This is a genomic window from Hydrogenophaga sp. UC242_50, assembly GCF_042697355.1.
Classification (GTDB): Bacteria; Pseudomonadota; Gammaproteobacteria; order Burkholderiales; family Burkholderiaceae_C; genus Hydrogenophaga.
Genome location: NZ_CP170553.1, coordinates 2,114,774 through 2,138,544, shown reverse-complemented (window position 1 = coordinate 2,138,544; position 23,771 = coordinate 2,114,774). Strand labels below are relative to the sequence as shown.

19 protein-coding genes, 1 tRNA gene and 6 pseudogenes are annotated in these 23,771 nt (G+C 69.4%); 12 read left to right on the top strand and 14 right to left on the bottom strand.

Translation table 11 applies throughout. The features are described 5' to 3' along the window. Window positions 1-160: 160 nt before the first annotated feature. The 7 genes and pseudogenes from ACFJGX_RS10925 (at window position 161) to pth (ending at window position 5,921) form a co-directional block, all read left to right on the top strand. A complete protein-coding gene (locus tag ACFJGX_RS10925; RefSeq protein ID WP_382321382.1) occupies window positions 161-1,810 on the top strand; it encodes a tetratricopeptide repeat protein in 1,650 nt (549 codons plus the stop codon). Between the two features lie 249 nt (window positions 1,811-2,059). Beyond that, on the top strand, window positions 2,060-2,314 hold the full coding sequence (locus tag ACFJGX_RS10920) for a lipoprotein insertase outer membrane protein LolB (protein WP_382328370.1): 255 nt from the start codon (window positions 2,060-2,062) through the stop codon (window positions 2,312-2,314). A 14-nt stretch (window positions 2,315-2,328) separates the two neighbouring features. Next, the gene (gene ispE, locus ACFJGX_RS10915) at window positions 2,329-3,207 is read left to right on the top strand and encodes a 4-(cytidine 5'-diphospho)-2-C-methyl-D-erythritol kinase (RefSeq protein ID WP_382325703.1); all 879 of its coding nucleotides are present in this window, start codon (window positions 2,329-2,331) and stop codon (window positions 3,205-3,207) included. 90 nt (window positions 3,208-3,297) lie between these two features. Continuing rightward, a tRNA-Gln gene (locus tag ACFJGX_RS10910) sits at window positions 3,298-3,374 on the top strand. Window positions 3,375-3,471: 97 nt separating this feature from the next. Further along, window positions 3,472-4,447 (top strand): annotated as a pseudogene (locus ACFJGX_RS10905) (ribose-phosphate pyrophosphokinase). Between the two features lie 99 nt (window positions 4,448-4,546). Further along, window positions 4,547-5,180: pseudogene (locus tag ACFJGX_RS10900) on the top strand (50S ribosomal protein L25/general stress protein Ctc). 71 nt (window positions 5,181-5,251) lie between these two features. Beyond that, a pseudogene (gene pth, locus ACFJGX_RS10895) lies at window positions 5,252-5,921 on the top strand (aminoacyl-tRNA hydrolase). Here the strand turns inward: pth and ACFJGX_RS10890 are convergent. The 5 genes and pseudogenes from ACFJGX_RS10890 to ACFJGX_RS10870 all read right to left on the bottom strand — a co-directional run bounded on the left by ACFJGX_RS10890 (window position 5,867) and on the right by ACFJGX_RS10870 (window position 10,224). After that, window positions 5,867-6,169 carry a YfhL family 4Fe-4S dicluster ferredoxin gene (locus tag ACFJGX_RS10890; RefSeq protein ID WP_291113989.1) on the bottom strand — a complete coding sequence of 101 codons (303 nt, stop codon included), beginning with the start codon at window positions 6,167-6,169 and terminating at the stop codon, window positions 5,867-5,869. The pseudogene pth and the gene ACFJGX_RS10890 overlap by 55 nt on opposite strands. A 92-nt stretch (window positions 6,170-6,261) precedes the next feature. After that, on the bottom strand, window positions 6,262-6,780 hold the full coding sequence (coaD, locus tag ACFJGX_RS10885) for a pantetheine-phosphate adenylyltransferase (protein WP_382321386.1): 519 nt from the start codon (window positions 6,778-6,780) through the stop codon (window positions 6,262-6,264). A gap of 36 nt (window positions 6,781-6,816) precedes the next feature. Further along, window positions 6,817-7,431, bottom strand: coding sequence for a 16S rRNA (guanine(966)-N(2))-methyltransferase RsmD (gene rsmD / locus ACFJGX_RS10880; RefSeq protein WP_382321388.1), 615 nt, complete (start codon window positions 7,429-7,431; stop codon window positions 6,817-6,819). 20 nt (window positions 7,432-7,451) lie between these two features. After that, the gene (locus tag ACFJGX_RS10875) at window positions 7,452-8,789 is read right to left on the bottom strand and encodes a M16 family metallopeptidase (protein ID WP_382328368.1); all 1,338 of its coding nucleotides are present in this window, start codon (window positions 8,787-8,789) and stop codon (window positions 7,452-7,454) included. Window positions 8,790-8,806: 17 nt separating this feature from the next. Beyond that, window positions 8,807-10,224: pseudogene (locus tag ACFJGX_RS10870) on the bottom strand (M16 family metallopeptidase). An 89-nt stretch (window positions 10,225-10,313) separates the two neighbouring features. Between ACFJGX_RS10870 and ftsY the strand changes: the two are divergent. The 4 genes and pseudogenes from ftsY (at window position 10,314) to ACFJGX_RS10850 (ending at window position 14,604) form a co-directional block, all read left to right on the top strand. Then, a pseudogene (gene ftsY, locus ACFJGX_RS10865) lies at window positions 10,314-11,341 on the top strand (signal recognition particle-docking protein FtsY). A gap of 59 nt (window positions 11,342-11,400) precedes the next feature. Continuing rightward, the gene (gene uppP, locus ACFJGX_RS10860) at window positions 11,401-12,558 is read left to right on the top strand and encodes an undecaprenyl-diphosphatase UppP (protein WP_382328367.1); all 1,158 of its coding nucleotides are present in this window, start codon (window positions 11,401-11,403) and stop codon (window positions 12,556-12,558) included. Window positions 12,559-12,565: 7 nt separating this feature from the next. Next, on the top strand, window positions 12,566-13,705 hold the full coding sequence (locus ACFJGX_RS10855; RefSeq protein WP_382321396.1) for an FAD-dependent oxidoreductase: 1,140 nt from the start codon (window positions 12,566-12,568) through the stop codon (window positions 13,703-13,705). A gap of 110 nt (window positions 13,706-13,815) precedes the next feature. Further along, a complete protein-coding gene (locus ACFJGX_RS10850) occupies window positions 13,816-14,604 on the top strand; it encodes a DUF4399 domain-containing protein (protein ID WP_382321398.1) in 789 nt (262 codons plus the stop codon). Window positions 14,605-14,608: 4 nt separating this feature from the next. Here ACFJGX_RS10850 and ACFJGX_RS10845 read toward each other — a convergent pair whose 3' ends face one another. From ACFJGX_RS10845 to ACFJGX_RS10805, 9 genes and pseudogenes are all read right to left on the bottom strand, one after another. After that, window positions 14,609-15,316: a haloacid dehalogenase type II gene (locus ACFJGX_RS10845; RefSeq protein ID WP_382321400.1), complete on the bottom strand. Its 708-nt coding sequence runs from the start codon at window positions 15,314-15,316 to the stop codon at window positions 14,609-14,611. Window positions 15,317-15,321: 5 nt separating this feature from the next. Then, the gene (locus ACFJGX_RS10840; RefSeq protein WP_382321402.1) at window positions 15,322-15,705 is read right to left on the bottom strand and encodes a RidA family protein; all 384 of its coding nucleotides are present in this window, start codon (window positions 15,703-15,705) and stop codon (window positions 15,322-15,324) included. Between the two features lie 21 nt (window positions 15,706-15,726). After that, a pseudogene (gene selD / locus ACFJGX_RS10835) lies at window positions 15,727-16,802 on the bottom strand (selenide, water dikinase SelD). Between the two features lie 50 nt (window positions 16,803-16,852). After that, a complete protein-coding gene (gene egtD / locus ACFJGX_RS10830) occupies window positions 16,853-17,854 on the bottom strand; it encodes an L-histidine N(alpha)-methyltransferase (protein WP_382321406.1) in 1,002 nt (333 codons plus the stop codon). Window positions 17,855-17,864: 10 nt separating this feature from the next. Further along, the gene (egtB, locus tag ACFJGX_RS10825; protein WP_382321408.1) at window positions 17,865-19,193 is read right to left on the bottom strand and encodes an ergothioneine biosynthesis protein EgtB; all 1,329 of its coding nucleotides are present in this window, start codon (window positions 19,191-19,193) and stop codon (window positions 17,865-17,867) included. Window positions 19,194-19,197: 4 nt separating this feature from the next. Continuing rightward, window positions 19,198-20,331 (bottom strand): PQQ-dependent sugar dehydrogenase, encoded by a 1,134-nt coding sequence (locus ACFJGX_RS10820; protein WP_382155238.1) that lies wholly within the window; start codon window positions 20,329-20,331, stop codon window positions 19,198-19,200. A 73-nt stretch (window positions 20,332-20,404) separates the two neighbouring features. Then, window positions 20,405-20,992: an NnrU family protein gene (locus ACFJGX_RS10815; protein WP_382321410.1), complete on the bottom strand. Its 588-nt coding sequence runs from the start codon at window positions 20,990-20,992 to the stop codon at window positions 20,405-20,407. 82 nt (window positions 20,993-21,074) lie between these two features. Continuing rightward, window positions 21,075-22,043 (bottom strand): DMT family transporter, encoded by a 969-nt coding sequence (locus tag ACFJGX_RS10810; protein ID WP_382321412.1) that lies wholly within the window; start codon window positions 22,041-22,043, stop codon window positions 21,075-21,077. Further along, a complete protein-coding gene (locus ACFJGX_RS10805) occupies window positions 22,040-22,810 on the bottom strand; it encodes a FadR/GntR family transcriptional regulator (protein ID WP_382321414.1) in 771 nt (256 codons plus the stop codon). The genes ACFJGX_RS10810 and ACFJGX_RS10805 overlap by 4 nt, the downstream gene beginning before the upstream one ends. A gap of 141 nt (window positions 22,811-22,951) precedes the next feature. On the opposite strand from ACFJGX_RS10805, the gene ACFJGX_RS10800 reads away from it, so the two are divergent. Next, complete coding sequence (locus ACFJGX_RS10800) at window positions 22,952-23,761, top strand: NAD-dependent epimerase/dehydratase family protein (RefSeq protein WP_382321416.1); 810 nt, start codon at window positions 22,952-22,954, stop codon at window positions 23,759-23,761. Window positions 23,762-23,771: the final 10 nt, after the last annotated feature.

Below are 23,771 nucleotides of genomic sequence, written 5' to 3'. Positions count from 1 at the left end.
CGTGCCCCTGAACCCTTCCCATTATCATGACCCGATGAACACCTTGCACCGCACCGCGACCCTGGTTCTCTTGGGCTTGGCTTTTGGCGCGGCCGCGCAGCCTGCCCCACCGGCCGCGCCACCCGCAGCCGCCGCCCAGCCCCCCGCAAGCGAGCCTGCCGTGGTCAATTCGGCCCTCAACGCGCCCCTCTTCTACCAACTGCTGCTGGGCGAACTCAATGTCAGCGCGGGTGAGCCGGGCACGGGCTATTCGCTCATCCTGGACGCGGCACGCCGCCAGAAGGATCCGGAGCTGTACCGGCGCGCGGTGGATGTGGCCTTGCAGGCCCGTTCGGGCGAGGCCGCGCTGACCGCGGCGCGCGCCTGGGCTCAGGAAATTCCGAACAGCCCGGAAGCCAACCGCTTCGTGCTGCAGATCCTGCTGGCGCTCAACCGCGTGGGCGAGACCGGCCCAGTGCTGCAGGCCATCCTGCAAGCCAGCCCGGTGACCGAGCGCAACGACACCATCAACGCCATTCCGCAAACCTACGGGCGCATTGCCGACAAGGCCCTGGCCGCGACCGTGGTGCGCGAGGCCCTGGCACCCTCGCTCAAACAACCCTTCCATGCCGCGGCGGCCTGGACCACCGTGGGCCGCATGGAGCTGGCGCAGGACCAGTTGCCCCCGGCCCTCGCGGCGGCGCGCGAAGGCCATGCGATCGATCCTGCATCGCCCTACCCGGCCCTGCTCGCGCTGGAATTGATGGAGCGCGGGCAGAACGACGCCGAGGCCATCGTGCGGCAACAGCTGCAGACCGGCAATGCCGCCACGCCGGGCGACACCGCCGTGGCACTGGCCTATGCCCGCATCCTGGTGGATCTGCAACGCAACAGCGAAGCGCGTGCGCAACTCGAAGCGCTCACTGCGCGCCAACCCGACCAGGCCGAACCCTGGTTGCTGCTGGCTTCGCTGCAGGCACAAGACAACGCGTTGGCGCCCGCCACGGCGTCGCTGCAGAAGTACATGGCACTGGCGCGCCAGTCGGGCGACGAGCGCACCGCGCGCGGCCTGACGCAGGCCTACCTGCTGATGGCGCAGATCGCGGAAAAGCAGAACGACTTTCCCGCCGCCAATGCCTGGCTGGACCGCATCGAGAACGCCGACGACATCATGGCCGCCCAGATGCGGCGCGCCTCGCTGCTGGCCCGCCAGGGCCAGTTGCCCCAGGCCCGCGCGCTGTTGCGCGGCCAGCCCGAGCGCCGGCCCGAAGACGTGCGCCTCAAGCTGGTCGCCGAAGCGCAGTTGCTGCGCGACTTCAAGGCCTACCAGCAGTCCTACGAGGTCTACAACGAGGCCGCCACCCGCTTCCCTGAAGACACCGACTTGATCTACGACCAGGCCATGATGGCCGAGAAGGCCGGGAAACTGGCCGACATGGAGCGCCTGCTGCGCCAGCTGATCGCCCTCAAGCCCGACTACCACCACGCCTACAACGCGCTGGGCTATTCGCTGGCCGAGCGCAACATGCGCCTGCCGGAAGCCAAACAACTGATCGAGAAGGCGGTCTCGCTCGCGCCGGGCGATGCCTACATCCAGGACAGCCTGGGCTGGGTCGAGTTCCGCATGGGCAACAACGCGCGCGCGCTGTCCATCCTGCAGGCCGCCTACGGCAAACGGCCCGACCCGGAAATCGCCGCGCACCTGGGTGAGGTGCTGTGGGTGCAAGGCCAGCGCGAGCAGGCGCTGAAGATCTGGCGCGAAGGCCTGCTTCTCGCGGCCGACAACGAAACCCTGCAGGCCACCCTCAAACGCCTGCAAGTCAAACCATGACCGTGCGGGCTTTCCCCTGGCCCAGGCTGCAGGGCCGCTTGGCCGTGCTGGCCTTGGCCGCCGTGCTCTCGGCTTGCGCCACACCGCCTCGCTCGGCACTGCCTGGCGAAACGGTGTGGAGCGGCCGCCTGTCCCTTCAAGTCGACAGCGCGCCACCCCAGTCGTTTTCCGCCGCTTTCGACCTGCGCGGCGCCCCCCGCCGAAGGCGAGCTGCAACTCACCTCGCCCCTGGGCAACACGCTGGCGACCGTGGTGTGGACGCCCCAGAGCGCCGAGTTGCGCCAGGGCGGCCAGGTCACCCGGCGCGGCAACCTGGACGAGCTCACCACCGAACTCAGCGGCACGGCGGTGCCGGTCGCGGCGCTGTTCGGCTGGCTGCGCGGCGAGCAAGGCGATGTGCCCGGTTGGCAGGCCGATCTGTCGCGTCAGGCCGAAGGCCGCATCACGGCACGCCGCTCCACCCCCTTGCCCACCGCCGAACTGCGCGTCGTCTTCCAGCCATGACCTCCCACGCCCCCGTGCGGCGCCTGCTGGACGTGCCTGCGCCCGCCAAGCTCAACCTCTTTCTGCACATCACCGGCCGCCGAGCCGACGGTTACCACCTGTTGCAGTCCATCTTCATGCTGGTGGACTGGTGCGACCACCTGCATTTCGAGCGCCGGGCCGATGGCGCGATCAGCCGCGAGGACCTCACGCCCGGCCACCTGCCGGCCGAAGACCTGTCTGTGCGGGCCGCAAGGGCCCTGCAACAGGCCACCGGCTGTGCTCACGGCGTGCACATCGGCCTGGAAAAACGCCTGCCCGCCGAGGCCGGCATGGGCGGCGGCTCCTCGGACGCGGCCACAACCCTGCTGGCCCTGAACCGGCTCTGGGGGCTGGGGTTGAAGCGGTCGCAGCTGGCGGCGATCGGTTTGCAACTGGGCGCCGACGTGCCGTTTTTCATCGGCGGGCGCAACGCCTGGGTGGAAGGCGTGGGCGAGCAGCTCACCCCCGTGGCCCTGCCGCCCACCCGCTTCCTCGTGGTCAAGCCACCCACGGGCGCCTCCACCCAACGCATCTTTGGCTCGCCTGAGCTCAAACGCGACACAAAAACTGCTACAATCCAAGGCTTTGCTGCAAATGACTCGCGTGAAGGCGCGGTGATCGATCTCCAGAAAGTTCTGGCCTTCGGACACAACGATCTTCAACCCGTGGCGCAGGCGCTCTGTCCCGATGTGGGGCATTGCATTCGATGGCTCGACAGCCATGGATTGCAAGGGCGAATGACCGGATCGGGAACCGCGGTGTTTGCACAGCTGCCGCAGGCAGTGGACCTGACAGACGCCCCCGGCGGCTGGAAGGTTCGAGAATGCGGCAACATGGATGCACATCCATTGCTCGACTGGTGCACCGATTAGAATCGGCAGCGCACAGCCCAGGCAGTGGTTGCGCAACCTGCGACGTTTTTGGTTGGTTGTCCGGCATCACGCCGAACCATCGACCTGCGTAGGGGAGTCGCCAAGTTGGTAAAGGCACTGGATTTTGATTCCAGCATGCGAGGGTTCGAGTCCTTCCTCCCCTGCCACCCTGTTTCAACACATCAAGCACCGGAACGGCCACCCCCGGGTGGCCTTTTTTGACGGCGATCTTCTGGGTCCGTCGTTCAGACAGCTGGGAATACCATGCAAGTTCAGCCCCCGGATTTCATGATCTTCACCGGCAACGCCAACCCGGTGCTGGCCTCCGAAATCGCCCAACACCTGGGCACGCAACTCGGCGCGGCCAATGTGGGTCGCTTCTCCGACGGTGAAGTCACGGTCGAGATCACGCAGAACGTGCGCGCGCGCCACGTGTTCGTGATCCAGTCCACCTGCTCGCCGACCAACGAGAACCTGATGGAGCTGCTCATCATGGTCGACGCGCTCAAGCGCGCCTCGGCCGAGCGCATCTCCGCCGTCATCCCCTATTTCGGCTACGCCCGCCAGGACCGCCGCCCGCGTTCGGCCCGCGTGCCGATCTCGGCCAAGGTCGTGGCGAGACCTGCTGCAGACCGTGGGCGTGAGCCGCGTGCTGACCATGGACCTGCACGCCGACCAGATCCAGGGCTTCTTCGACATTCCGGTCGACAACATCTACGCCTCGCCCGTGCTGCTGGGCGACCTGCGCCAGAAGAACTACCCCGACGTGCTCATCGTCTCGCCCGACGTGGGTGGCGTGGTGCGCGCCCGTGCGCTGGCCAAGCAGCTCAACTGCGACATGGCCATCATCGACAAGCGCCGCCCCAAGGCCAACGTGTCGGAAGTGATGCACGTGATCGGCGACATCGAAGGCCGCAACTGCGTGATCATGGACGACATGATCGACACCGCCGGCACGCTGGTCAAAGCCGCCGAGGTGCTCAAGGAGCGCGGCGCGAAGAACGTGTATGCGTACTGCACGCACCCGATCTTCTCGGGCCCGGCCATCGAACGCATCGCCAAGGGCAGTGCCCTGGACGAGGTGGTGGTGACGAACACCATTCCTCTCTCGCAGGCCGCGCAGGCCTGCTCCAAGATTCGCCAGCTCTCCGTGGCACCGCTGATGGCCGAGACCATCGCGCGCATCGCCTCGGGTGAGTCGGTCATGAGTTTGTTTGCCGATCAGGACAACCTCTTCTAAGAGGCTGAAGGCAGCAAAAAGCGGGTCGTCTCCATGGTGGGGGCGGCTTTTTTGAAACAGAGGCGTTCTGGTCGCGGAACCCCTCCACAGGAGTCAGTCATGCAATTCGTCGCTTTTGAGCGCGCCAAGCAGGGTACGGGTGCGAGCCGCCGTCTGCGCAACACCGGTCGCGCGCCCGGTATCGTTTTCGGCGGTGAAACGCCGGCCGCCACGATCGAACTCGATCACAACGCCCTGTGGCACGCCCTGAAGAAGGAAGCGTTCCACTCGTCCATCCTCGACATGGAACTCGCTGGCAAGGTGCAGAAGGTTCTGCTGCGCGATGTGCAATACCACCCGTACAAGCCGCAAGTGCTGCACGTGGACTTCCAGCGCGTGGACGACAAGACCCGCCTGCGCAAGAAGGTGCCGCTGCACTTCGTGAACGCCGACAACTCGCCGGCCGTCAAGAACGACAAGTGCGTGATCAGCCACGTGCTCAACGACATCGAAATCGAGTGCCTGCGCACCCAGCTGCCCGAGTTCATCGAAGTGGACCTGGGTGAAGTCACCAAGGGTGCCACCGTGCACACCGGCGACATCAAGCTGGCCAAGGGCGTCAAGCTCGTGACGCACGGCCGCAAGAACATCACCGTTGCGCACCGTGGTGGAACCGGTGGAAGAAGTGGTCGCCGCACCGGTGGCCGCTCCCGCCGACGACAAGAAGGCCGCCAAGGGCAAGGGCAAGAAGTAATTCCAGCCCCTGCTGTCAGAAAGGCCCGCACCCGCGGGCCTTTTTGTTTTCCGCCTCGATAATCCGATCCCATGATCAAACTCATCGCCGGCCTGGGCAACCCGGGGCCGGAATACGAACACACGCGCCACAACGCCGGCTTCTGGTGGGTGGACGAGGCCGCGCGCCTGCTCAAGGTGTCCCTGCAGATGGAGCGTGGGCATTTCGGCCTGGTGGCGCGGGCCAACGTGGGTGCGCCAGAGCGTCTGGCTGGTGGAGCCGCAGACCTTCATGAACCTCTCGGGCAAGTCGGTGGCCTCGGTCGCGCGCTTCTTCAAGATCGCGCCCGAAGAGGTGCTGGTGGTGCACGACGAACTGGACCTGGCGCCCGGTGAGGCCAAGCTCAAGAAGGGCGGCGGACACGCGGGCCACAACGGCCTGCGCGACATTCACGCGCAGCTCGGCAGTGCCGACTACTGGCGCCTGCGCGTGGGCATCGGCCACCCGGGCAACAAGAACGAAGTGGCGAACTGGGTGCTGAAGAAGCCCTCGCCCGATGACCGCATCGCGATCGCGCAGGCGCTGGATCGCTCGCTCAAGGCCTTGCCGCAGTTGATCGCGGGCGAAATGGACAAGGCCACGGCCTTGATCCACACCAGCAAGCCGCCGCGGCCCAAGCCACCGCGGCCGGCCACCACGCCAGCGCCTCAGGCCGAGGCGGGTGGCGGGGCTGCCGTGTCACCGGCGGCCGACAAGGGCTGACCGGCTTTCTGCAGGCGCTGGTACTTCTCCCACAGCGTCTCGCGCGACTCGACGTGGTCCGGGTTGATCGGAATGCAGTTCACCGGGCAGACCTGCACACACTGCGGTTCGTCGAAATGCCCCACGCACTCGGTGCAGCGCGCCGGGTCGATTTCGTAGAAGTCCTCGCCCATGGAGATGGCCTGGTTCGGGCACTCGGGCTCGCACACATCGCAGTTGATGCATTCGTCGGTGATCAGCAAGGCCATGGTCAGGCTGCGGCGCAGGGCCGCCCCAAGCAAAGCCGCTCCCCCGCGGGGGGCAGCGAAACAGCGAAGCGTGAAGCGTGGGGGCTCATGTTCTAAGCCTGCAGGGGCTTGGGTGCGAGCCGCGCGGCCACGGCGCCGCTCACCATCTGCGACACATCACCACCCAGCTGCGAGATCTCGCGCACCAGCGTGCTGGAAATGCACTGCAACTCGGCCTGCGGCAGCAGGAACACCGTCTCCACCGCCGCATTCAGCTTGCGGTTCATCGCCGCCATCTGGGCTTCGTAGTCGAAGTCGGTGAGGTTGCGGATGCCACGCACCACGGCGGTCGCGCCATGCTGCCGGCAGAAGTCCATGATCAGGCCTTCGAAGGGCAACACTCGCACCCGCCCCGGCATGCGGGACGCGACCTCGGCGGCCATGTCCAGCCGCTCCTGCAGCGTGAAGCGGGTCTTCTTGTGGTGCGCGATCGCCACCGCGATGACCAGTTCGTCGAACAGCAGCGCGGCGCGGCGCGCCACGTCTTCATGGCCCAGGGTGATGGGGTCGAAGGTACCGCTGTAGACCGCCACGCGGCCACCACCGCCGGTTGAAGCAAGGGCTGAACTCATGCCGAAGATTATGCGCGAGGGGCCCCGCGCCGCGCCTCACTGGGCCGGCAATGGCCGCAACAGGTGAAAGGCCACCGCCCCGGCCTTGCCTTGGCGGTGCACCTGCAGGCCGATCTGGGCCAGTTCGTCCTCGCCCCAGGCCCGTGGGGCCTCCAGGTAGATCAGGCCGTCCCCTTGCACCGCCTGGCGCGCGGCGGCCAGCGCGGCGGCATACAAGGCCTCGTTCTGGCCCTCACCAAAAGGCGGGTCCAGGAACACCACATCCAGCCCTTGCCCGGCCCGCTGGCGCAGCGCCGCCACACCATCGCCCCGCTCCACGCGCACGCCCGTGGCCTTGAGCTGGGTGGTGATGCGGCCCAGGTTGGCGAGCAAGGCGCTGTCTTGCTCCACCAGCACCACCTCCACCGCGCCGCGCGAGGCAGCCTCCAGGCCCAATGCCCCGGTGCCGGCGAAGGCGTCGATGCAGCGCCAGCCGCTCAGGTCCTGCCCGAGCCAGTTGAACAGGGTTTCGCGCACGCGCGAAGGCGTGGGCCGCAGGCCCGGGCGGTCGGCCACGGGCAGTTTGGTGCGTTTCCACTGGCCGCCGATGATGCGCACCTCGTGGGGGGCGCTCGCGGCGGCGCGCGCGGCGCTGGGGGCAGGCTTTTTCATGGCAGCGAGCTTACGCGACCTCAGGGTTGCGCACCCACCACCACGGTGACCATGCGGTCGGGCTGCAGCACGCGCGCGAAGGCCCGCTGGATGTCGGCCACGCTCAGGCGCTCGATCTCCTTCGTCCAGGTGTCGAGATAGTCCAGCGGCAGGTCGTTCCAGGCGATGTTCGCCACGTTGTCCAGCAGCTTGCGGTTGCTGTCGAGCCGCAGGGCTTCGCCGTTGATGAGGTAGTCCTTGGCGGCCTGCAGCTCGGCCTCGGTCGGACCCTTGGCGACGAAGTCGCGCACCACTTCTCGCACCACGTCCACCGCCTGCGCCGCCTGGTCGGGCCGCGTGGTCAGGGCGATCTGGAAGGCGCCGGCCTGGCGCGCCGTCAGGAAGTAGCTGGACACACCGTAGGTCAGCCCGCGCTTCTCGCGCACCTCCGTCATCAGCCGCGAGACGAAGCCACCACCGCCCAGCACGTAGTTGCCCACGTAGAGCGCAAAGAAGTCGGGATCGGCGCGGGCCACGCCGGGCTGGCCGATGAGCACCTGCGCCTGCGCGGCGGCAAAGGGCAGGCGCTGATCCAGGGCCTTCGCCAGCGGCTGCACGGGCGGCAGATCGGGCAAGGCCGAACACCCATGCGGCTGCACGGCCGCCATCAACCGGCCCACGATGCGGTCGGCGGTGGCGCGGTCCACCGCCCCCACCATCGATACCTGGGCGCGGCAGCTCACCACATGGCGGCGGTAGAACGCGCGCATGTCGGCCACCCGGATCGCGTTGAGGGTGCTGGCATCGGCCCGGAACCCATAGGGATGGTCGCCATACACGGCACGGCCGAACGCGCGGCTGGCCTGCGTGCCCGGTCGATTCTCGGCCTCCTTGAGCGCGGCCAGCAGGCGTTCGCGGTCGCGCTGCCACACGCGCTCGGGCCAGGCGGGTGCGGCCAGCTGGCGCGCGGCCAATGCCACCGCGCGGTCGAGCAGATCGGGTTCGGTCAGGGTGCGCAGTGAAACGCTGAAGCGATCCAGGGTGATGCCGGCACCGAATTGAGCGCCCAGGTCGGCCCAGGCCTCGCTGAGCTGGTTCTCGTCGAGCGCGGGCAGTCCGGGCTGCGCGGCCACACCGCCCGAGAGCAGCCCGGCGGTCGCGCTTGCCAGGCCGGCCTGGGCCGCGGGATCGCGGCGCCGGCCGCCATCGAAATCGATCTGCACATCCAGCATGGGGATCGAGGGACTGGCAATGAGGTGCACGCGCGCGCCGCTGGCGTGCGTCCACTGTTCGATGGGGATGGTGGCCCGGGCGGTGCCCAGGATGCTCAGCAAGAGCAGGGCCGGCAGGGTTCGGCGCAGCAGGGTGAACAGGGTCATGGTGTACGCGGCTCGCTTCAGTGGCGCGTCAGCGCGGGCCGAGGACCGGCCGGGGCCGCAGGAGCCGCTTCGCGGCGCGAGGGATCGGGCACCAGCACGCCGGTGCTGAGCTGTTCGTCGGAGAAATAACGCTGTGCCACCGACTGCACCTGGGCCGCCGTGACCGTGCGCAGGCGGGCCATCAGGCGGTCGCCCGCGTCCAGGCCCATGCCGTTGATCCAGTAGCCACCCAGCTCGCGCGCCTGGTTGCGCAGGCGGAGTCGAGCTTGTAGATCTCGCCAGCGGTCCACTGCGTCTTCACACGCTGCAGTTCCGCTTCCTGGATGCCTTCGCGGGCGATGCGCGCCACCTCGGCCTTGAGCGCGGCCGAGGCCATCTCGGTCGTCACGCCGGCCGAAGGCACCGCCGTGAGCATGAAGAGCTGCGGGCCCCGACCCATGAGGCCGTAGGACGAGCCCGCGCTGTCGGCCAGCCGCTTGCCGCCCGTGCCCACGCCCTGCACCAGCGCGCGGTCCAGGCGCGCACCATCGTAACCGTCGAGCACGGCCGAGAGCACGGTCAGGGCGAGGGCATCGCGGTCGGTCTCGTTGTCCACCTCGGCGCCGCGCCACTGCGGCACCTTGTATGCCAGCGCGACCAGGGCCTGGTCGGCCACGGCGCGGTACTCGAGCCGGCGCGGCCCCGCCTGGGCGGGCTCCTCGCGCGGCTTGCGCGCGGGCACGGCCGCGGCGGGCAACGCGCCGAAGTGTTTCTCGGCCAGCGCGCGCACCTGCGCCACGTCCACGTCGCCCGCGATCACCAGGGCGGCGTTCGCCGGCACGTACCAGCGGCGGTAGAACGCGCGCGCGTCGTCGGGCGTCATCGCCTCGATGTCGCTCATCCAGCCGATCACGGGCCGGCGGTACGGATGGGCCTGGTAGACCATGGCGTTGAGCGCCTCGAACATGCGGGCGCGCGGCGACTCTTCGGTGCGCTGGCGCCGCTCTTCCTTGATCACCTCGATCTCGCGCTTGAACTCGTCGTCGTCCCACTGGTTGCGCGCGAAACGATCGGCCTCCAGCTGCATCGCGGTCTCCAGGCGGCGCGCGGGGATCTGCAGGTGGTAGGCGGTGGCGTCGCGCGTGGTGAAGGCGTTGTCCATGCCGCCGAAGGCGGCCACGCGGCGCGAGAACTCGCCCGCCTTGATGTCGGGCGTGCCCTTGAACATCATGTGCTCCAGCGCGTGCGCCACGCCGCTGGTGCCATCGACCTCGTCCATGGCACCCACGCGCACCCACAGCATCTGGACCACGGTGGGTGCGCGGCGGTCGGGCCGCACGATCAGCGTCAGGCCATTGGCCAGCGTGAATTGCTGCGCCAGGGGTGCCTGGGCGGTGCTCGGTGGAGGGGAAACCGGGGTGGCGGGCGACTGGGCCAGCGCGGTGCCGCCCGCCATCGCCAGGACCATCAGGAGTGCAGAACAGCGCTGCTTGGTCAGCGGCATAAGGCGTTTCATAGAATGCAATGGATTCTAGAGTTGGAAAAATGTTCTCGTTCTTTCGCAAAAAAGCCCCCACCCCGCCCACGCCCGCCCTGCCAGAGGCCCCCGCGCCCTCGCCTGCGGCGCCCGCGCCAGCCGCTGCGGCACCCACGCCGGCTGCGCCCGCGGCCGCGCCGCGCCAGGGCTGGCTGGACAACTCAAGGCCGGCCTGCGCAAGACCGGCTCGGGCATCGCCACGGTGTTCACCGGCACCCAGATCGACGATGCCCTTTACGAAGAACTGGAATCGGCCCTGCTGATGGCCGACACCGGCGTGAAGGCCACCACCCACCTGCTCAGCGACCTGAAGCGCCGCGTGAAGGAAAGCAAGACCACCGACCCGGCCGCCGTCAAGGGTCTGCTGGCGGATGCCATCGCCGACCTGCTCGCCCCGCTGCAGAAGCCGCTGGTGATCGGCGAGCACAAACCCACCGTGATCATGGTCGCGGGCGTCAACGGCGCGGGCAAGACCACCTCCATCGGCAAGCTCACGCGCCACCTGGCCGACAGCGGCGCCTCGGTGCTGCTCGCGGCGGCCGACACCTTCCGCGCCGCCGCGCGCGAGCAGCTGGCTGTCTGGGCCGACCGCAACACGGTGGAAATCATCACCCAGCAAGGCGGCGACCCCGCCGCCGTGAGCTTCGACGCCGTGACCGCCGGCAAGGCGCGCGGGCGCGACGTGGTGCTGGTGGACACCGCCGGGCGCCTGCCCACGCAGCTGCACCTGATGGAAGAGCTGCGCAAGATCAAGCGCGTGGTGCAGAAGGCCGATGCCGGCGCGCCGCATGAAGTGCTGCTGGTGATCGACGGCAACACCGGCCAGAACGCGCTCATGCAGGTGAAGGCCTTCGACGAGGCGCTGCAGCTCACCGGCCTGGTCATCACCAAGCTCGACGGCACCGCCAAGGGCGGCGTGCTCTGCGCGATCGCGCGCGAGAAGCCGGTGCCGGTCTACTTCATCGGGGTCGGCGAGAAGCTCGAAGACCTCGAAACCTTCGACGCGCGCGAATTCGCGCAGGCCCTGCTGGCCTGAGCCCCTCGGGCAGCGCATCCCTATACTTCGCGCACCATGCCGCATTGCCTGCCCCACCCATGAGCCCCACCACCGCCTGGCTCGAAGCCGCCTTCCTGGGCCTGATCCAGGGCCTGACCGAATTCCTGCCCATCTCGTCGAGCGCGCACCTGCGCATCATCGGCCCGCTGCTGCCCTCGGGCGGCGACCCGGGCGCGGCCTTCACCGCCATCACCCAGATCGGCACCGAAGCCGCCGTGCTGCTGTACTTCCGGCACGACATCGTGCGCATCTTCCTCGCCTGGTGGGCCTCGCTCACGCAACCGGCGAAGCGCCAGGACCCCGACGCGCGCATGGGCTGGCTGATCATCATCGGCTCGGTGCCCATCGTGGTGCTGGGCCTGCTGTTCAAGGACGCGATCGAAGGCTCGCTGCGCAACCTCTACATCACGGCCACCATGCTGATCGTGTTCGGCATCATCCTGGGCGCGGCCGACCGCTACGGCCGGCGCGAGCGCCCGCTGAACCAGCTCACCTGGGGCCACGGCCTGCTGTTCGGCCTGGCCCAGGCGATGGCGCTGATCCCCGGTGTCTCGCGCTCGGGCGGCACCATCACCGCCGGCCTGCTCATGGGCTACACGCGCGAAGCGGCCGCGCGCTACTCGTTCCTGCTGGCGATTCCCGCCGTGATGGGCTCGGGCTTCTACCAGCTGCTGCGCAGCTGGCAGCACGGCAGCCCGGTCGCGCCCGGCCCCACCGCCCTGGCGCACGCTGATCGCCTTCGGCGTGGGCTATGGCGTGATCGTGGTCTTCCTCAAGCTGGTGTCCACGCGCGGCTACATGGCCTTCGTGTACTACCGCATCGCGCTGGGCCTGCTGGTCTTCGGCCTGCTCGGCGCCGGCATCCTGAGCGCCCATTGAACACCCTCCTGCTCATGACCGGCCCAGCACCCACCACGACCGGGTTCTGGGGCCGGCGTTGGCAGGGCCAGGTCGCCTGGCGCACGCTGTTCTGGCGCGACATGCTCGCCGTGGGCAGCGTCATCAACCTGTGCACGGGCTTCGCGGCGCTGATGCTGGTCTCGCAAGGCCAGCCGATCGCCTGGGCCCTGGCGGTGCACTTCGCTCCCCTGCCGTACAACAGTTTCCTGCTCGCCTCGCTCTGGCGCACGCCCGGGCGCCCCGCGCCGGTGAAGCTCGCCGGCTGCGCCTGGTTCGCGGCCATGCTGGTGGTCTGAGGCAGCCATGCACCACGGCATCAAGAAACTCCTGTTGCTCGGTGCCGGCCAGGCCCATCTGCAGGTGTTGGCGCGCCTGGCGCGGCACCACCCGGGCAACCTGGACGTGATCCTGCTCACACCGTTCGCGCACCACACCGGCCAGGGTTGTCTGCCCGGCTTCATGACTGGCCAGCACACGGCGGACGAAGGGCGCGTCGCGCTCGAGCCGCTGGTGCGCGCGGCCAGCGCGCGCTGGCTGCAGGGCCGCTGCACCGGGCTCGATGTGGCGTCGCGGCAGGTGCAGGTCGCGGCCACGGGCGGCGCGCAAGGCGTGCCGGCCACGCTGGGCTACGACCTGCTGTCCATCGACACCGGCACCGTGCCCGACCGCGCCTGGCTCGACGCCGAGATGCCGGGCGCCAACCACCATGCCCTGCACCTGAGCCCCATGGAGGCCTTCGTGGCGCTGTGGCCCCAGGTGATGGCACTGGCGCAGCAACAGGCCGTCTCGGTGGCCGTCGTGGGCGCCGAGGCCGATGGCATCGAACTCGTGTTCGCGGCCGAACAAGGCATCCGCGAACACGGCTTGCCGGGGGCCCGCTTCACGCTCATCACCGGGGGTAACGAGGTCGGCACCGACCTGCCACCCGGCGTGCGTCAGCGCGTGCTGCGCCAGCTCCGGCGCCGCGGCATCACCGTGCTGCGCGAGGCCTGCGTGGGCATGAGCGAAGGCCAGGTGCACCTGGGCAATGGCGCCCGCCTGGCCTGCGACGTGCCGCTGCTGGCCATGGGCGTGCGCACCCCCACCTGGTTGCCCGCCAGCGGCCTGTCGCTCAACGAAAGCGGGCAGGTGTCGACCGGCCCGACCCTGCAAAGCACCAGCCACCCGCAGGTGTTCGCCACCGGCAGCGTGGCCGCCCGCGTGGATGGGGCGCCTGGCGACATGCACGCCGGCGCGGCATTGGCCCACAACCTGCTGGCCGCGCACGAGGGCACCGCGCTGCGCGCCCTGCCCCCCTCGCGCCCGCGCATGGCCCTGCTCGCCTGCGGCACGGGCCACGCCATCGCGAGCTGGGGGCCGCTGACCCTGGCCGGCGGCTGGGTCTGGGGCTGGAAAGACCGAATCGACCGCGGTTTTCTGGAACAGCACCGCGTGACACGTTGATGACGGCCCCGCCAGGCCCCGGCTCCTGGCCATGCCCACACCCCCCCGGGTATGGGCCGGATTGGATAGACTTCGCGACGGCGTCCCCGCCCACCACCGATCCGCCCGCCATGCGCGCCTCCACCCGACTTGCCTCTCTCCTCCTCGCCGCGGCCGCGTTGCTGCCCGCCCTCGCGCAGACCCCACCCGGCACAACCCACCCCTGGCAAGCCGCGCCGCCGCGCCTGACGGCCGAGGCCTACTTCACCAACCTCAAGGACGGCGACCGCATCGAGACGCCCTACCTGCTCAAGTTCGGCCTGTCGGGCGGCTGGGGCCTGGCGCCCATCGCGCAACCGGGCCGGGCCAAAAGCGGACACCACCACCTGCTCGTCAACCGCGACCTGCCGCTGAACTTCAAGGAAGCGCTGCCGTTCAACGACCAGTACATCCACTTCGGCAAGGGCCAGATGGAAACCGTGCTCACCCTGGAGCCCGGCACCTACACGTTGCGCATGCTGCTGGCCGACCAGAACCACCTGCCCCACTTCGTCTACAGCAAGCCCGCCACCATCACGGTGACCAAGAAGAACCCGACCGATCCCAAGACGCTGTCGGTCAAGGGCGTGGCCCTGCAGTTGGAGGGCCCGGTGGTCAAGCGGCCGTTCCGGGTGCAGTTCCACGCCTCGTCGCTCAACGTGGCCCACCAGTCGCAGCGCCTGCCCGAGACCGGGCACTTCCGCCTGACCATCTCGCCCGCATCGGGCGCCCCGGTCGTGATGGATTTCGTCGAAGGGCAGACCGAGGTCTGGCTCTCGCCGCCACCGGGAAGCTACGGCCTCAAGCTGGAGCTGCTGGACAACATCGCACCCGGCAAGGCGCTCACCGACGCGGTCAGCGCCAGCGTGCGCGTCGAATAAGGCCCTAGCAGCCCAGCTGATCGGCCAGGTGCCCGAAATCGCGGGCGTGCCAGGTGTTGGCCGCCACCGGCGACACGTCCTTGGGCCGCGCGGCGCCGAACTCCAGTGGTCGTTCCACATAGGCCGTGGCCAGGCCGCAGGCGCGCGCGGCGGCCAGGTCGTCTTGGTGCGCCGCCACCAGCATCACCTGCTCGGGCCGCAGGCGAAACACCGCCACGGCCCCCAGGTAGGCGCGCGGGTCGGGCTTGTAGGCGCGGAACACCTCGGCCGACAGCACGCAGTCCCAGGGCAGGCCGGCGCGCTTGGCCATGTTCGTGAGCAAGCCGATATTGCCGTTGGACAGCGTGCAGATGGTGTGGCGTGCCTTCAGCCGCTGCAGCCCAGCCACCGCGTCGGGCCAGGGGTCGAGCCGGTGCCACACGCGGTTGAGGTGATCGCGCTCGGCCTCGCTCAGGTGGGTCAGGCCGAAGCGGGGCAGCAACGCCTCCAGCACCATGCGGTGCAGGTCGTCGATCAGCGTCCAGCCCAGCTCGCCCGAGCGCACGCGCTGCATGGCGGGCTGGTAGCCCGCGCGCCAGGCGGTGGCGAAGGCATCGGCATCAATCTGCGGGTACAGCGCCTGCACCTCGCGCACGATGCTGCCGTGCCAGTCGACCACGGTGCCGAAGACATCGAAAACCAGGACGGGCGTGGTGGTGGACAACGGGGTCATGGTGTTCAGTGCGCCTTGAGGGCCGTGACCTCGACCTCGATCTTCATGCGCGGGTCCAGCAGGCCGGCCGACACCATCATCGCCGCGGGCCGTGCCCGGCCCAGGTGCTTGCGCAGCACCGGCCAGCAGGCCTCGAACAGCGAGGCGTCGGGCAGCACGTAGTTGACACGCACCACGTCGTCCAGGCTCGCCCCGGCCTGCTGCAACGCGGCCTGAATGTTCAGGAAACACTGCTCGGCCTGCTGCACCACGTCGTCCGAGATGCCCATGGTGGTGTAGTCGAAACCCGTGGTGCCCGAGACGAAGACCCAATCGCCCGCGACCACGGCGCGCGAGTAGCCGATCTGTTCCTCGAAGGGCGAACCGGAGCTGATGTGCTGTCGTTGCATGGTGTGAGGTCCCTTGTTCATTCAATCCACCCGCAGGCGCGCGCCGTCGGCGCTCGACGCCACGACCTCGCCGATCTCGGCCGCCGCGCCGAAGCCGTGGCGGTGAAACACGGCCAGCACGTCGGCCACGGCCTCGGGCGCGCAGGCCACGAGCAGGCCGCCGCTGGTCTGCGGGTCGCTCAGCAGCGCCTGGTCCACCGGCTGCAGGCCGGCACCCAGCCGCACCTCATGGCCGTAGGCGGCCCAGTTGCGCCCCGAGGCCCCCGTGACCATGCCGGCCGAGGCCAGGCCGCGCACGCCTTCGATCAGCGGCACGCGGGCCATGTCCACGCGCACCGTGGTGGCCGAGCCGCGCGCCATCTCCAGCGCATGGCCGGCCAGGCCGAAGCCCGTCACATCGGTCAGCGCGTGCACGCCCTCCAGCGCGGCGAGGTCGGGGCCGGCGGTGTTGAGCTTGGTGGTGTGCTCGATCATCTGCGCGTAGCCCACGGCCGGCAGCGCATCCTTCTTGAGCGCGGCCGACAGCACGCCCACGCCCAGCGGTTTGCCCAGCACCAGGCGGTCGCCCACGCGCGCGTCGGCGTTGCGCTTGACGCGTTTCGGGTGCACCAGGCCCAGCGCGACCAGTCCGTAGATGGGCTCGACGGAATCGATGGTGTGCGCACCCGCGATCGGGATGCCGGCGGCCTGGCACACGCTCTGGCGCCCGCCAGGATCCGGCCGATGGTCTCGGTGGAGAGCACGTTGATCGGCATGCCCACCAGCGCCAGCGCCATGATGGGCGTGCCGCCCATGGCGTACACGTCGCTGATGGCGTTGGTGGCGGCGATGCGCCCGAAGTCGAAGGGGTCGTCGACGATGGGCATGAAGAAATCGGTGGTGGCGATCAGCGCCTGCTCATCGTTGAGCTGGTAGACCGCCGCGTCGTCGGCGGTCTCGATGCCGACCAGCAGTTCCTTGGGGATGGGCATCGCGCTGGTGCCCTTGAGGATGTCGCTGAGCACGCCGGGCGCGATCTTGCAGCCGCAGCCACCACCGTGCGAGAGGCTGGTGAGGCGGGGTTCTGCGCGGGGGGATGAGGAGATGGGAGTGGTCATGCCGCCATTGTGCGGCAGCCACCGGCCTCACCGAAACCGAGGCGAACGGATCAGGCCGGCGCCCAGAACACACTGAACCACCCATTGGCGTCCGTCCAGTGCCGGGGCGCGCCGAAGCCGGCTTCGCGCAGCAGCGTCTCGAAATCCTCGGGTATCCACTTGTACGAATTCTCGGTGTGCAGGCGCTCGCCATCGGCGAAGCGGCGCTCGCCGCCGGGCCAGCGCACGGTCTGCGCGCCGATGGATTGCAGGTGCATCTCGATGCGCGATTCGTCCGCGTTGTACAGCCCCACGTGCTGCCACGCGGCGGGCGCGAAGTCGGCGGCGAGCAGGCGGTTCACGTGCCGCAGCAGGTTGCGGTTGAAGGCCGCGGTCACGCCCAGCGCATCGTCGTAAGCAGGTTCGAGCACGGCGCGCGGTTTGACGCGGTCCACGCCGATCAGCAGGCCGCCGCCGGTGCCGCCGGCTTCGCACACCGCGTGCGCCTGGCACAGCAGGGCCAGGGCCTCGTCGGGCAGGAAGTTGCCGATGCTGGAGCCGGGGTAGAACACCACGCGCGGCTGCTGCGCCAATGCGCGTTCGCTCAGCCAGGTGGTGGCGTCGGCGCCCAGCGCGAAGCGCGTGGAGAAGTCCATGCCCAGGCCGAGCATGGGCAGGTCGGCGTGGCGCTGCTGCAGGGCCGCGAGCGTGTCGCGCAGGTAGTCCACCGAGATGTCCACCGGCACATAGGCCGAGGGCTGCAGCACGGGGAACAGGCGCGCGGCCTTGGCGCAGCTGCCTGCGCCCAGATCGACCAGCACCGCGCCCTCGGGCACGTGGCGCGCCATGTCGGCGCCATGCTCGGCGAACACGGCGGCCTCGGTGCGGGTGGGGTAGTACTCGGGCAGTTCGGTGATGGCATCGAACAGGCGCGAGCCCAATGCGTCATAGAAGAACTTGGGCGCGATGCGCGCCGGTGTCGCCAGCAGGCCGGCAATGAGTTCCGGGTGCGTGGCGCCGGGGCGCGGGTGGTGCAGCTGGACAAAGTGCGGCGCCTGGTCGATGTATCGCATGGGAAGTCTCCTAGGCGCTTCGCGCCAGCCGCAGGCCGCTGAACTGCCAGCGCGCGTCGGTGGGGAAGAAATTGCGGTAACTGGCGCGCAGGTGCGACGCCGGCGTGGCGCACGAGCCGCCGCGCAGCACGTACTGGTTGATCATGAATTTGCCGTTGTACTCGCCGACCGCGCCTTCGGCGGGCTGGTAGCCGGGGTAGGCGTTGTAGCTGCTGCTGGTCCACTCCCACACGTCGCCGTACATCTGCAGCAGGCCGTCACCGGCGGCGCGCGCGGGCAAGGGATGCAGCGCACCGCCTTCCTGCAGGTTGCCCTGCACGGGCAGCCCGGCCGCCGCGGCCTCCCATTCGGCCTCGGTGGGCAGGCGGGCGCCCTGCCACTCGGTGTGCGTGGCGACGGCCCAGCGCGCGAAGGCGTCGGCCTCGAAGTGGCTGATGTGCGTGACCGGGGTGTGCGGGTCCAGCGGCGCTTCACCATGCAGCGTGAACACGGTGGGCAAGGCCGCGGAGGCTTGCGACGGCAGCGTCCAGTACAGCGGCGCGCGCAGGCCCTGGGCCCGCACCCAGTCCCAGCCGGCGGCGAGCCACCAGCGCGGCTCGGTGTAGCCACCGTCCTGCACGAAGGCCCACCACTCGCCGTGCGTCACCTGCCGGTTCATGAGGGCGTAAGGCTCCAGCCACTGGCGATGGCGCGGCAGCTCGTTGTCGAATGCGAAGCCCTCGCCCGCGTGGCCGATCTCGACCAGGCCACCGGCTTGCTCGACCCAGCGCGGCGCCACCGTGGTCACGGACACCAGCGGCCAGTGGCGCTGGTAGACCGGGCGCAAGGGGTTGATGGACAGCAGGTGCTTCACGTCGGTGAGCAGCAGTTCCTGGTGCTGCTGCTCGTGGTGCAGGCCGAGTTCGATTAGGCGCAGCGCGTCCGCGCTGTCGGTGTGTTCGATGACGTGGGCGATGCGCGCGTCCACCTGCTCGCGCCACTGCCACACGGTGGCGAGGTCGGGCCGCGTGAGCAGGCCGCGCTGCGGTCGCGAGAAGGGTTCGCCGACGCCTTGGTAGTAGCTGTTGAAGAGCACGCGGAACGCGGGGTCGAACGGCTTGAAGCCCTGCTCGAAGCGTTCGAGCACGAAGGTCTCGAAGAACCACGTGACGTGCGCGAGGTGCCATTTGGTCGGGCTGGCATCGGGCATGGACTGGGCCTGGCAGTCCTCGGGCGAGAGCGGCGCGGCGAGCGCGCGGCTGCGTTCGCGCACCGATGCGTAGTGGCGCGCGAGCCCCGCGCGGTTGGGCCGTGGGTCGGAAGAACGCTGTGGGGCAACCGGTCGGGGCGTGGGGTTCATGGTGTCAGCTTCCGGGCTTGAGCCGCAACAGCTGGCCGTCGCGGTCGTCGGTGAGGAGGTAGATGAAGCCGTCCGGGCCCTGGCGCACGTCGCGCACGCGCTGGGCCAGTTGGGGCAGCAGTTTTTCTTCGCGCGCCACGCGGTCGCCGTCCATCACGAGGCGCACGAGGTACTGGAACTTGAGCGAGCCCACCAGCAGGTTGCCCTGCCAGTCCTTGCCATAGGGGCCGCCTTTCACGAAGGCCATGCCCGAGGGCGCGATGGAAGGTTTCCAGTACAGCAGTGGCTGCTCCAGACCGTCCTTGCTGGTGAGGCCGTCGCCGATCTGACCGCCGCCGTAGTTCTCGCCGTAGGTGATGACGGGCCAGCCGTAGTTCTTGCCGGCGTCGGTGCGGTTGAGTTCGTCGCCGCCCTGCGGGCCGTGTTCGATGGTCCAGAGGCGGCCATCGGGGCCGATCGCCGCGCCCTGCACGTTGCGGTGGCCCAGGCTCCAGATCTCGGGCAGGGCGCCGGCGCGGCCGATGAAGGGGTTGTCGGGGTGCGCGCGGCCATCGGGGCGCACGCGCACCACCTTGCCATGGTGGTTGTCCAGCGTCTGCGCATCGGCCATGCGCTGGAAACGGTCACCAAGGGCCAGGAACAGGCTGCCATCCTCGGCCTGCGCGATGCGGCAACCGAAGTGCAGCCGGCTGCTCACCTTGGGTTGCTGGCTGAAGATGACTTTCACGTTCTCCAGCGACCGGGCATCGGCCGAGAGGCGCGCCGAGGCCAGCGCGGTGGAGTTGCGCATGCCCATCGCGCCGGGCTCGGCGTAGCAGAAGTGCACCGTGCGGTTGCGCGCGAAGTCGCGGTCGGTCACCAGATCGAGCAGGCCGCCCTGCCCCACCGCGTCCACGTCGGGCACGCCCTTCAGGGGCTCACCCACGCGGCCGTCGGTGCCGATCACGCGCATGCGGCCGGGCCGCTCGGTCACCAGCATGCGGCCCTCGCCGATGAAGGCCACCGCCCAGGGGTTGTGCAGGCCGCGCGCGACGACTTCGGTGGTGACAGCGGGCGCTTGTGCATGCGCGGCAGGGGCAAGCAGCGTGCCCAGGAGGGCGCACAGGGGCAGCAGGGGGGCGGTGAAGGGACGGGTCATGGTGGTGTGGAAGGGATGGCGGAAAAAGAGGCGGCAAGGCGGTTGGTGCGCGCGAACCGCTCAGGGTTCCCCGTCAGCCGCCCATGGGGCGCACGCCGAACAGCCAGGCGTGGGCCCAGAACACGAAGAGGAGGTAGACCGCCAACCCGCCGACCAGGGCGATCGCGTCGTTGGCCGTGCTGCCGGGCAGCGCGGGCGGGCTGCGCAACAGGCCGGCCGCCGCGCGGCGCTTGACCGAGATGCGGTCGGCCACGGCCCAGGCCAGAAAACCGCCGAACAGCAGCACATCGGCCAGCGTGCCATTGGCGAGCAGGTGGGCCAGCGCCCAGCACTTCACGGCCAGCAGCATGGGGTGTTTCGCCGCGCGCTGGATGCGCCCGGGCAGGTAGGCCGCGAACAGCAGCACGAACACCGGCAACATCAGCAGCAGCGCCAGGTGGCGCAGGCCGGTGGGCGGCGTGTAGAGCAGCACCGGGGCCTGGCGCGCGAGGCCGTAGCCCCAGACGATCAGCGCCAGGCCGACGAAGGAGACCAGCGCGTACGCGCCCTTGTAGCCGCCTTCGCCCATGCGCCCGGCCAGCGCGTCGCGGCCTTGCGGCGAAACGATGGACACCGAGTGCACACCCAGGAACAACACCAGGCCGATGATCAACCACGTCATGACAACCCCTTTGGCTGGTGCGGCACCAGACCACCCGGCGCCGCGTTGGCGAAAGGGCACTGTAGCGCCGCTGGCGCGGCGGTCAACCCGCCGGGGTGGTGGCGCTGGCCGGTGGGCGCCGGTCGGTGGTGACGAGCCAGATGCCGCCGCACACCAGCAGCAGGGCCACGGCATTGCGCCAGGCCAGGATCTGCTCGCCCAGGAACAGCGCGGAGAGCAGCGCGCCGAACACCGGAATGAGGAAGTTGAACACCGAGACCATGCCGACGCGGTTGTATTTCAGCAGCGCGGCCCACAGCGCGAAGGCCACCGCCGAGAGCACGGCCATGTAGAGCAGCAGCACGGCCGGCGCAAGCGACATGCCGTGCAGTGCGCCGCCGAAGGCGTGGCCCGCCAGCAGCAGCGCCAGGCCGCCGATGGCCAGCTGGTAGCCGGTCATGACCATGGCGTCGATCCGCTGCGACAGGCGCTTGCCGTAGATGCTCGCGGCCGAGAGCACGAAGGCCGCGATGACGATGAAGCCCTCGCCCAGCAGCGTGAAACCCGCGTCCAGCCCCTGGCCGCCGCTCCGCAGGTTCACCGCCATCACGCCCGCGAAGCCCACCAGACAGCCCAGTGCCTTGCGGTGGTCCAGCCGGTCGTTGTGGTAGATGAAGTGCGCCAGGAGCACGCTGAAGAAGGTGCCGGTGGCGTTGAGGATGGACGCCTTGACGCCGGTGGTGTGGGCCAGGCCGACGTAGAAGAACACGTATTGCAGCGAGGTCTGCGCCAGGCCGAGCAAGGCGATGCGCCCGATGCTGGCGCGCGGCAACGCGAACACCGGCCGCCCGATGGCGCGCGCGATGCCGAGCAGCAGCACGCCGGCGAGCAGGAAGCGCCAGCCCGCGAACACGAGTTGCGAGGCCGTGTCGTCGCGGCCGATGGCCAGCAGCGCATAGCCGCTCTTGATGGCCGGGTAGGCGCTGCCCCAGAGCAGGCAGCACAGGGTGGCGAGCAGCACCACGTTGCGTGGCCGGCTGAAGAAGGCCGCGCCGCCGAGGCGGTCCGTCATGCCGGGCTGTCGGGTTGGGCGCGGCGCAGGCGTTCGCGGCTGTTGGAGAGGTGCAGGCGCATGGCCTGGCGAGCGGCCTCGGGCTCGCGCAGGCGGATCGCGTTGTAGATGCTCTGGTGCTCGCCGTGCACGCGCCGCAGGTAGGCCAGGCGGCCTTCGGGCGCGCTGCTGGCGGTGTTGAGGCGGGTGCGCGGAATGATCATCGTGCCCAGGTAGGTCATGAGGTCGGCGAAGTGGCGGTTGCCGGTGGCGCGCGCCACTTCCATGTGGAACTGGAAGTCCGAGGGCACGGCGTCGGAGACGTCGTCGATGGAGGCCTCGAAGGCCGCGAGCGCGGCGGCCATGTTGTGCAAGTGGCCGTCGTCGCGGCGCTGCGCGGCCAGGCTCGCGGCCTCGCTCTCCAGGCTGATGCGCAGCTCCAGCAGCGAGATGACGTCGGCCACGGTGGCGAAGTCCTCCGGCGCGACGCGGAAGTTGCTTTGCTCGGGCGGCGCCATCACGAAGGTGCCGATGCCGTGGCGCGTCTCCACCTGGCCCGAGGCCTGCAGGCGCGAGATGGCCTCGCGCACCACGGTGCGGCTGACCGCGAAACGGGCCATCAGCTCGGATTCGGTGGGCAGCTTGTCGCCCGTCTGAAGGCGGCCTTCGCGCACATCGGCCGTCAGCGTATCGACGATTTCGGGCACCAGGCCGCGCTGCCGGCGGGGGCGCGGTGGCGGCGCTGCCATCGGCATCGCCTCGTCTCCTAGGGTTTTCACGGGGAGCATTGTTTTTTCCTTGACACGCCATTGTGGCGTTCACACAATTCGCCCAAGTTGTCTGACAACCGACAACAGACAACAAGATGGACGGACTGTAGCAAACCCCTCGCGAAAGTCCAAGCCCTTCGAGACAAGACCGCACACACCATGGACGTCATTCTCAAAACCCACCACCGCCTGCTGCTCACCGGCGCCGCCGGCGGCCTGGGCACCGCCCTGCGCAATCGCCTCAAGCGCAATTGCGAAGTGCTGCGCCTCTCGGACCGCGCCGACCTGGGCTCGGCACAGGCCGGCGAGGAAATCGCGCTGGCCGACCTGGCCAACGCGGAAGAGGTCGACGCCATGGTGAGCGGCTGCGACGCCATCGTGCACATGGGCGGCATCTCGGTGGAGGCGCCCTTCGCCGCCATCCTGCAGGCCAACATCCTGGGCGCGTACCACCTGTACGAGGCCGCGCGGCGGCACGGTGTCAAGCGCATCGTGTTCGCCAGCTCCAACCACGTGACCGGCTTCTACAAGCAAAGCGAGACCATCCACGCCGACCACCCGGCCCGGCCCGACGGCTTCTACGGCCTGAGCAAGGCTTTCGGCGAGGACTTGGCGCGCCTGTACTACGACCGCCACGGCATCGAGACCGCCTGCGTGCGCATCGGCTCCTCGTTCGCCGAGCCCAGGGACCGCCGCATGCTCGCCACCTGGCTGAGCTTCGACGACCTGCACCGCCTCATCAGCGCCTGCCTGAGCACGCCGGTGCTGGGCCACAGCATCGTGTTCGGCATGTCCGACAACGCCGTGACCTGGTGGGACAACAGCCGCGCGCGCCACGTGGGCTACGTGCCCCGGGACACCTCGGACGTGTTCCGCGAGGCCGTCTTCGCGCGCACCAGCGCACCCGACCTGAACGACCCCGCCGCGATCTACCAGGGCGGTGGCTTCGTCAAGGCCGGCCCGTTCTGAACGGCACGCC